The organism is Syntrophotalea sp. (assembly GCF_050253115.1).
GTDB classification, from domain to species: domain Bacteria; phylum Desulfobacterota; class Desulfuromonadia; order Desulfuromonadales; family Syntrophotaleaceae; genus Syntrophotalea; species Syntrophotalea acetylenica.
Window position 1 is genome coordinate 1 of record NZ_JBFWJQ010000094.1, and the last position, 9,772, is coordinate 9,772.

General features: G+C 61.0%; 7 protein-coding genes. All 7 read right to left on the bottom strand.

Translation table 11 applies throughout. The features are described 5' to 3' along the window. Positions 1-1,237 (bottom strand): diguanylate cyclase (locus AB7E65_RS09890; protein ID WP_428745799.1); only part of this gene is annotated, 1,237 nt, incomplete at its 3' end. 55 nt (positions 1,238-1,292) lie between these two features. Then, positions 1,293-3,635, bottom strand: a complete 2,343-nt coding sequence (locus AB7E65_RS09895) for a DNA internalization-related competence protein ComEC/Rec2 (RefSeq protein ID WP_428745800.1) — start codon at positions 3,633-3,635, stop codon at positions 1,293-1,295. Between the two features lie 429 nt (positions 3,636-4,064). Then, complete coding sequence (locus AB7E65_RS09900) at positions 4,065-4,970, bottom strand: HDOD domain-containing protein (protein ID WP_320360697.1); 906 nt, start codon at positions 4,968-4,970, stop codon at positions 4,065-4,067. Between the two features lie 264 nt (positions 4,971-5,234). After that, entirely contained in the window at positions 5,235-6,332 is a 1,098-nt protein-coding gene (gene rodA / locus AB7E65_RS09905) for a rod shape-determining protein RodA (RefSeq protein WP_072285646.1), read from the bottom strand. A 5-nt stretch (positions 6,333-6,337) separates the two neighbouring features. Continuing rightward, positions 6,338-8,365 carry a penicillin-binding protein 2 gene (gene mrdA, locus AB7E65_RS09910; protein ID WP_320360696.1) on the bottom strand — a complete coding sequence of 676 codons (2,028 nt, stop codon included), beginning with the start codon at positions 8,363-8,365 and terminating at the stop codon, positions 6,338-6,340. 96 nt (positions 8,366-8,461) lie between these two features. Beyond that, complete coding sequence (mreD, locus tag AB7E65_RS09915; protein ID WP_072285645.1) at positions 8,462-8,950, bottom strand: rod shape-determining protein MreD; 489 nt, start codon at positions 8,948-8,950, stop codon at positions 8,462-8,464. Next, the coding region (mreC, locus tag AB7E65_RS09920; protein WP_428745801.1) for a rod shape-determining protein MreC at positions 8,947-9,772 on the bottom strand (826 nt) is incomplete at its 5' end. The genes mreD and mreC, both read right to left, overlap by 4 nt.

Sequence of the window (9,772 nt, forward strand, 5' to 3'; positions counted from 1 at the left end):
CGGTAATCTTTGCGGGGGTGTCGCTTTCAGCGAAGAAGGTATGATTCTGGATGCACTGGCGGATACGTTCGGCCACCACCGCTGCCCCTTCGCTGCCCGTTTCGACCAGAAAGCCGGTAAATTCATCGCCACCGTAGCGGAACAGGATGTCCGATTCACGGACACACAGCCGCAAAATCCGGGCGACTTCCTTGAGAGCATGGCTGCCGGCGAGATGTCCGAGGGTATCGTTGATTTCCTTGAAAAAGTCAAGATCGATGAAAACCAGCGAAAATTCCAGCCCGTAGCGCTCCGCTCGCAGGATTTCCTGATCCAGGATCATCTGCAGGTAGCGATAGTTGTGCAGACCGGTCAGGTCATCGATGAAGATAAGATCCCGCGCGGTTTTGAAACGGCAGGCGTTTTCGAATCCAAGCGCCGTCTGTTCCAGCAGAAAGGAGAGGTTTTCCCGGGACATTCCGGGGGCGAAATCCCCTTCTTCGGGATTACAGAAGATCAGGGCTCCGCCGAATCCGTAGGGGGACTGCATGGGGAAGACGGCGACGGATTGCAGCGCCGGTGGCAGTTGCGGCAACGGCGGCAGATCGGCACAGGAGACGATGTGCAGTTTGTTGCCGTTGGCCAGCAATGGCTGCGCGGCCGCCATGAGGGCCATGGCTTCGGTCTCCTGCAATTTCCGGGTACTGATGAGCTGGGGGCTGTCGTCGCTGTCCAGGAGGCAGGCCAGGCCGCGACCGCTGCCGGCTTCCTGAAGGATGGCGGACAGGGCATCCTCGAACAGCCGGTCGAGGTCGAGCTGCGCGGCCAGTTGCTGCCCCCGCTGATAAAGCCGGATCTGTGCCTTGAGGACGCTGTTTTCGTCAAGCAGGTGTCGCTGTTCGAGACAGGCGCGGACCACATGCAGCAGTTCGGCCGGGTCGAAGGGCTTTACCAGATAGTCTCGCGCGCCGCTTTTGATGGCCTGAATGGCCGATTCGACCGAAGCATGGCCGGTAACCAGGATGACATCCGGAGGGTTGTTGAGTTTGCGACAGTGGTCGAGAATCTGCATGCCATCCATTTCGGGCATGACCAGATCGGCGAGCACAATGTCGATATGCCCCTTGCCAAGGCGGGACAGAGCCTCTTTTCCGGACGCGGCGGATTCCACCTGGTAACCATTTTCGCTGAGAAGGCTGGCATAGAGACGGCGGAAAAACAGCTCGTCATCGACAACCAGAATGGTGGAGGATTTCATCCGGACAGTCTCCAGGTCAGATAATGGTCCAAACTAACAAAGCCATATTCGACTGTCAACGAAAAAGCCCGTCTTGCCAGGATCTTACACGCCAGGAGCGGTTTTCAAGGTCGAATATCAGAGTGCCGTGCAGGTCGGTGCGCCACAGGGACAGCCCGGCGCGTTTTACGCTCTGGAGCGTTTCCTGGTGAGGGAAGCCGAAAACATTGTTGGCGCCGAGGCTGGCAAACACGCAGCACGGGGTGAAATGTGCAAGCAATTGGTCGACGGAGCCGTTGCGGCTGCCGTGGTGAGGCAATTTCAGCAGGGTCACCGGCAATTTTGGCGTGGCATTCAGCAGGTGGGCAACGCCGGCCTGCTCCAGGTCGCCGGTCAGCAGTACGCCATTGCGATTTTCGCGGGCATAAAAAACCAGGGACCGGTCATTCTCGCCAAGATCGTCGTCGGGCGGAGCGAACACCGCTATGGTCGTCTTTCTGGCCGCCGCGACGGGAGTCCACCCCGGGGCAAAGGTGCGCACGGGGATGTTCCTGGCCGCCAGTTGCCGGCGCAACGGCGGCCACAGGGCCGATGCGGAACTGCCGCACCAGAACTCCTTGATCCGAAAATGCCTGGCAATATGCAGCAGGCCGTTGCGGTGATCGGGGTGATCGTGGGTAAGGATGACAGCGGCAAGTTCCCTGACGCCGAAACGGCCCAGTGCGGGCGCGACCAGGCGTTCTCCGGGATCGAAATGGCCATGGGCCTGGCCGCCTCCGTCCACCAGGTAGTGCTGTCCCGCGCTGTCGGTTACCAGCAGGGCGTCGCCCTGGCCGACGCTCAGGGCAATGACGCGCAGGTGCCCCGGCTGTGGCGACGGCTGGACTAACAGGGCCAGCCCCAGCAGCGCAACAGCCCCCCAGCGCCATTTCCGGCGGGGCACCATCAGCGCGATAACCAGCATGCCGGCAAGCACCAGGGTAACCGTCGGCAGGTAGAGTTGCCGCGGAGCCATCAGGGGCAGCGCAAGCACTTTTTCCGACCAGTCCAGTATCCGGTCCAGCAATTCGGCAATTAAACCAAAACAGCCCGCGGCTCCCGCCGGCCACAGCGGCGTCAGCACCAGACCGGCCAGTCCCGCGGGGATCGCCAGCCCGCCGATGATCGGTCCGGCCCACAGGTTGGTCAGCAGACCGGCTGGAGCCAGCAGGTGAAAGTGCCACAAAACCAAAGGCGCGGTGCTGATGGTGGCGGCCAGGGTAACCAGTGGCACCTGCAATATCCGGCGCGGCCAGCAGGGCAGTACGCTCAGGTGGCGGCTCCAGCGCGGCACCAGGATCAGAATGCCGAAAACCCCCGCGAAAGACAGCTGGAAGGAAGGTGCTATCAGGGCCATGGGGGTTGCCGCAAGAATGGCGACGGCGACGGCTAAAGCCACGCGAAGCGGATGGCAGAAACGGCGCAGCCAGCACAAAGCGATCACGGCGACGGCTGCCAGCCAGGCCCGGGTGGTCGGCAGGGCCTGCCCGGTGACGTGCAGATAGCACCACAACCATGGAATCAGCAGGGCCGGCAGCAGGCGGCGTGGCGGGATGGCCAGCAACAGCGTCTCGCTGCGGCGCATTACGGGCAGCAAGGCCAGGTATCCGAACATGGCGACCAGACCCAGGTGGAATCCGGAAATGGAAAACAGGTGCGCCAGTCCCAGGTGGGCCAGTCGCTGCCGCTGCTCAGAAGTCATCCTGTCTTTGTCGCCGATCACCAGAGCCTTTGCCAGGTTGGCTTTGTCGCGGTCGGATATTGAGTGATCGATGAGGTCGGCAACGGTCTGGCGAAGGGTGCGGGAAAACCCGGGGCGGGCCTTCTTGATGACCACGATGCCATCGTCCTGTGGCAGGAACGCGGTTGCCTGTATGGCTTCGGAGGCCAGATGCCGCGGGTAATTGAATTCACCGGGGGTTCCGAACCGGCGCGGCCGTCGCGGACGCAGGCGCACCGCCAGCTCGTCGCCCGGGCAGAAACGCCGCCTGGAGGTTTCGAGATAGAGTCTCAGATTGCCGTTGACGGGTACCGGATCGTGCCCTTGCACAACGTGATGTACGCGCAGATCAAGCCGCTCTCCGCCATCCGGGCCAGGATTCATGCGCCACAGCCGGCCGTAAAAGGTATGCCAGCGGTGTTCCGTCAGGGATAAAAGCGAGCGCCCGGCAATGGCGGGTGTTTGCTGCAGGTGAAAATTGGAATAGCCGAGTGCCGCCAGGGCGATCAGCAACAGGCAGGCGGCGCCACGGGCGCGGCGCAGAATCACGCCGGCGAGGGCCAGGGCTGCGGCCAGAGCCGGATGCCATGCCGGGGCCGGCACCGCCAGGGCCAGCAGCAAGCCGGTAATATAGGCAGTCGTGACAAGGGCGAGGTTCATGACACGGACGGGTCCCGTCGAATGCCAAAAGTAGCGGATCCCGGAGTCTCCGAACTGTCGCTCCGGATGCGACAGTTCAAAGATTAGCAATCGTTATTCTTGTGCGCAAGTATTTTTGGGCCGGGCCGATGTTTACAGGGTCTTGGCCTGGTCTGTTCATGACCGGCGGGGCGGGTGTCGCCCTTTTGGCAGGGGCTGGGAGGGAAAAAACCGGCGTAGAGAAAACCGATCAACAGCAGCAGTTCGAACATGGGCACCTCCTTGTCGGGTGGTCCCAGTGTGCGGCCGGGGTGCGACAGAATAAGTCGCACCCCGGTTTAATATCAGGGAATCACCGGCAAGGAGTGCGCGGATCGGACAGCGAGAGGCGTGGAATAAGGGCGTCGGGCCGCGCGGCGGGGAAAAGCGCCGGTTTCCCGGCGTACTGTATCAGTGGTGTCCCATGAACGATTCACAGGCCTGTCGGAACGCCTCGGGAATCTTCTCGAGGATGTCGTCGCTATCTTCCTGCTCCAGATCCAGAGTTGCCGCGCAGGGGGATGCGGCAGGTTGCAGTTCCGGCATCGGTGTGCGTTGACCGAAGCCGAGGCGTGTGCAGAACAGGCCGCCAAGGTTGACAAGGTTGGTGAGGATGCGGGCCTGTTCGCCGATTTTTTCAGGGGGGGCGGGAATGTTGTGATAAAGGACGCAGGCGACCAGTTGCGGCGACAGATTCCAGTGATGCAACAGGGCGGCGCCAATGGCGGCATGGCTGTAGGGAAAATGCTGGCGTTCCAGGGTAGCCAGGTCGCCTTCGCCGTTGTAGACATCCTGAACAAGCTGGGAATATTTCTCCGTATCCAGGTTGTTCATGGCGATTTTGCCGATATGCCGCAGCAAACCGCCGAGGAACGCTTCCTCGGGATCGTAGCAACGGGTTTTCCGGGCGATTTCCCGCGCGCAGAGCGCGCAGCCGATGGCATCTTCGAGCAGCAGTTTTTCGATCAGGCCAAAGCGCTTGTTCATGCTTTTGACACCTGCAGCCAGCACCAGGCTCTTGATGGTGGACAGGCCCAGAACCGCAATCGCACCTTCCAGGTTGCTGATCTGGCGCTGGAAACTGTAGTAGGCGCTGTTGGCGGCCTTGAGGATGCTGGCGGCCACCACCGGATCCCGGGAAATGACCTGCGCCACGCTTTTGGCGGTCCAGTCGGGGTCCTCGATGGTGACCAGAAAATCACTGACGATATCGGTCATGGCGGGAAGCTCCGCTACGGCGGCAAGGGCGCAGGCCAGCTCCGGATCGGATTCCGTCCATTCGGTGAAAGATTCGGTGGTCAATGAGTAATTGCGCATGGATGGGTTCCTTCGGTAGTGAAAATGGTGCGTCGCATCGGATTGCATCAAAGATTAATGGCCCACCGCCGGTACGTCAACGATTTTAAGCATCTGTGCAGGTGGCCGGATCGGGCAGGGCCGGAAGGTCACACGGGGTTGTCGCAGCCGGCTGCCCGCACCTTTTTCAGGTAGTATCCATCCGGAAACTCCGTATGAAAACCAGATGTGAAAACCACGCCGGTGGTATTCCGTGGCGGCTCCGGATGGACAGGCTTCGGCTGGTCAGAACTTGAAACGCCGCATGCTGACATTCAACAGCAGGCCGACGCCGGTCATGGTAGTGATCATGCTGGTGCCTCCGTAGGAGAACAGGGGCAGCGGCACGCCGACCACCGGCAATAATCCAATAACCATGCCGAGATTGATGACAATATGAAAAAACAGCATGGCACTGACGCCGAAAGCGAGAAACATGCCAAAGCGCGTCGAGGCATGGCGGGACACGTTGAGACCCCAGATGACAAGCAGCAGGAACAGGGCCAGCAGCAGCAGGGCACCGGCAAAACCCCACTCCTCGGCAAAAACCGAAAAGGCGAAATCGGTGTGCCGTTCGGGCAGAAAGGAAAGCTGCGACTGGGTGCCTTCCCTGAAGCCTTTGCCCCAGAAACCGCCGCTGCCGACGGCGATTTTGGACTGAATGATGTGATACCCTGCGCCGAGAGGGTCGCTTTCCGGGTTGAGGAAGGTCAGAATCCGCTGTTTCTGGTAACCGTGCAGCAAAAACCAGCCGCCGCTGGCGGCGCTGCCGGCGAACAGTGCCAGGCCGGTCAGCGTGGTTGGGCGGATGCCGGCGAACAGTGCCATGGATCCGCCGATCATCAACACAATCATGGCGGTGCCGAGATCCGGTTGTTTCATGATCAGAAGAGCTGGCAGGGCGAGCAGCGCGAAAGGAACCCATAATTCCCGGAAGGAGAAGCCCCGGGGATGTTCGTTGCGACTGAAAAAGCAGGCCATGACGATAATAATCACGATTTTCATCAGTTCGCTCGGCTGCAGATTGATCACCTTGAGGTCGAGCCAGCGGGTCGCTCCCATCGAGGTGCGGCCGATCAGCAGGACCAGCAGCAGCAACCCGAGGTTGCCGGCGTAAAGAATCCCCCCCAGATGTTCCAGGCGGCGGTAGTCGATGGCGCAGATGCCGGTGACGATCATCATACCCCCGGCAAGCCAGGACAGCTGTTTCAGCGAGAAGGGTGCCGCCGGGGAAGCCCAGGAAGAGGTGACGCTGACCAGGTTGAGAATGCCGAGTCCGGCAATGATCAGTACCAGCAGCAGCAGGCCCCAGTTGAAATGGGTGAGAAGGCGTCTGTCGAACATAGGGATTATCCGTTGGCTTCAGGTATTGAAGGTTCCGGTTGCTCCGGAACGGATGGCGGTGTCGGCAAGAGGTCCGGCGTCGTCGGTTGTGTGTTTACAGGCGGCTCTGCCGGGGTTGATAGCGGCGCTGAAGGCACTGGCGGTGCCGGATCTGGCGAAGCGGGTGTCGCACTGGCCTGCCGCGGCTGGCTTTGGGGGGGCACTGGGGTTTTGTCCAGCCCGAAGTAATGGGCGATAATGGCTCTGGCGATCGGGGCCGCGGCACTGCTGCCGTGACTGCCGTGCTCTACAACGACCGCGACGGCGATCCGGGGCTTGTCGGCCGGGGCATAGGCTGAAAACAGGGCGTGATCGCGAAAACGGTAGGGGATGAGATTTTCATCCCTGACGCCGTCACGCAGTTTGACCACCTGGGCGGTGCCGGTTTTGCCGGCGAACGGCAACGCTTCCAGGCGGCTCGACCAGGCGGTTCCGCCCGGCTCGTTGACCACCGCTTCCAGACCCTGGCGTACCACGGCCAGGTGGGCGGGAGGGAGAAACACGCGGTGCAGTATTTCCGGTTGCGTGTGGCGGACGATCCGCTTTGCCGGATCCTGAGTGCTTTTGACGATATGGGGGCGGTAGAGCGTGCCGCCGTTGGCCACGGCCGCGGTCATGACCGCCAGCTGCAGGGGCGTGGTGAGGATATAACCCTGGCCGATGGCGGCGTTGAGGGTTTCCCCGCGATACCAGCTGGTGCCGAAGCGCTTCATCTTCCAGGCTTTATCCGGAATCAGACCGGCTTTCTCCATTTCGAAGGGCAGTCCGTAGGTTCGGCCCAGGCCCAGGTCGCGGGCCATGGCGGCGATACGGTCGATGCCGACCTTCTGGGAGACCTCGTAGAACCAGACGTCGCAGCTTTCCTTGAGAGCTTTGTGGAGGTCGGTGGTTCCATGGCCGCTGCGTTTCCAGCAGCGAAAGGTATGATTGCCTACCTTGCTTGATCCCTTGCAGAATACCCTGGTGTCTGCGCTGGCGCCACCAGCCTTGAGAGCTGCCAGCGCGGTAACGATCTTGAAGATCGAGCCCGGCGGATATTGACCACTGATGGCGCGATTCTGTAGCGGGTTCAATGGGTTGTTCTGCAACTCCCGCCACTCTTTGGCGGTCAGTCCACGGGCGAACTGAGCCGGATCGAAGGCCGGCTGGCTGGCAATGGCGAGAATTTCGCCGGTATGTACATCGAGGACTACGGCTGCGCCGGCCTGCTCGCCAAAGGCCTGTTCGGCGACCTGCTGCAGTGATGCCTGCAGGGTCAGCACCACTTCACTGCCCGGTTGCGGATCGAGGGTTTTGAGGATGCGCATGCTTTTGCCCTTTACGTCAACCTCAACCCGGCGTTCGCCGTCGGTTCCCGCAAGAATCGGCTCCAGGTTTTTTTCAAGGCCCGCTTTGCCGATCACGTCCCCTGCGTGATAGCCTTCGAATTCCGGGGCGCCAAGCTCCTTCTCGGTGATTTCTCCCAGGTAACCGAGAAAATGAGGGGCCAGAGGCCCCAACGGAAAGGATCTTACGGGGCGGGTTTCCATCAGCACGCCGGGCAGGTTGACGGCATTTTCCATGATTTTTTCAAGGGTGTCGCGATCCACGTCCCATGCCAGGGGGATGGGGCGGTAGCGGGGCAGGCGTTTGCCAGCCTCCCAGCGCTTGTGCAGTTCCTCGCGGTCCACTGACAGAAATCCGGACAGCCGGTCGAGCAGCATCCCGGGATCATCCACTTCCTGTCGCAGAACCGCGACGTCAAAGGCCGGACGATTGTCCGCCAGCAACTGGCCGTCCCGGTCGAAAACGCGGCCTCGCTGGGCGGCTATGGGGATATAGCGGGTGCGGTTCTTTTCAGAGAGGTTGCGATAGTGCTCGTCGCTGATCACCTGCAGCTGCCAGAGACGCAGCAGCAGCAGCAGAAAAACGATTGCCGCGGCAATCGAGGCATGCACATAGCGTTTGCGCAGATGCGGCGCCGGCTGCCAGTCGGTTTGAAAATCATGGTTCAAGGGCGCGATCCTCTCAACCTTAAATTTCTGTCGGTAGCCGCCCGATTTTCGCAGGCCAAAGCGCCGCAACACGAGCCGAAAAGGGCGCAACGGAGTTTATAGCGGACGGCGACGACGGGCTCGATGCAGCAGAAACGAAGCCTGCAGAAAGAACAGTGCGGCCAGCAGGTTGACCAACACCTGCGCCGGCAGCCCGGCCAGAATCTGCCGCCAGTAGGTACCATGTTCGGCCAGAAAACCCAGAGTGAAAATCATGATCAGAGCTTGCAGCAGGGTGCCGCTGATGACCAGAAACAGCATCAATACCGGGCTTTCCCGGTTCAGCAACCCGGCAACGCTTCGGAGCGACAGGTACAAAATCAGGTAGACAAGCCCGTGCAGCCCCAGGCAGGTTCCGGAAAGACTGTCCTGCAGGCAGCCCAGCAGCCAGGCCGCGGGGCCGCCCACGGCGATTTTTTGCTGCACCCCCAGCATCATGACCAGCAGCAACAGCAGATGGGGTTTGGTCGCCAGAGCGGAGGGTAACAGGGTTTCGGCGACTGCCAGCAGCAGTCCAAGCGCCAGGTATGCCAGCAGTGTTTTCATGAGGATTGATCCAGCAGCACCAGAACCTCCTCCAGACGGGAAAAATTCACCGCCGGTTTGACCACCACGGTCTGGAACAGATCCAGAGTGTTGACTTCGGCCAGACTTACGGTGCCAATTGTCAATCCCTTGGGGAAAATGCCACCATTACCAGAGGTAATAATGCGGTCGCCTGTGACGATATCTTCCTGGGCAAGGGCGAAATCCAGAGTCAGGGTGGCGCCACGGCCGCGACCCACGGCGCGGGCGCGACTGCGCTGGACCAGTACCGCGATCGCCGAAGAAGCATCGGTGATCAGCAGTACCCGGGATTGCCGGGGGGAGCAGCGGATAATGCGTCCCACCACCCCCTCCGGGGCCACGACTGCCAGGCCTTCACGCAGACCGTCATCGAGGCCGCGGTCGATGATCACGGTCTGGAACAGGCTGGTCGCGTCTTCCGCGACGACACGGGCGGCCAGGGTCGGCAGGGGCAGCTGCCGGCGTAATTTGAGCAGGGTGCGAAGGCGCCGGTTTTCAAGCTGAAATTCACGAACCTGGTCCAGGCGGGTGCGCAACCGCCGGTTTTCATGCAGCAGGCGGTCGTTTTCCTCGCGCGCATCGACAAGCCACAGATAATGGCTCCAGATGTCGCCCAGTCTTGCCGTTGAGAAGTCGAACCCGCGTTGCAGGGGACTGGCGAGTTGCAGGATGGTTTTTTCAAACAAGGTGGTTTCCGGCTGTTTGCGCAGGCGTGAAGAATAGACCAGCAGAGCAAAGAGGATCAGAAAGACGACCAGCAGGGGAGAGCGGTATTTTCGGAGCAGCTCCAGCATGAAAAAC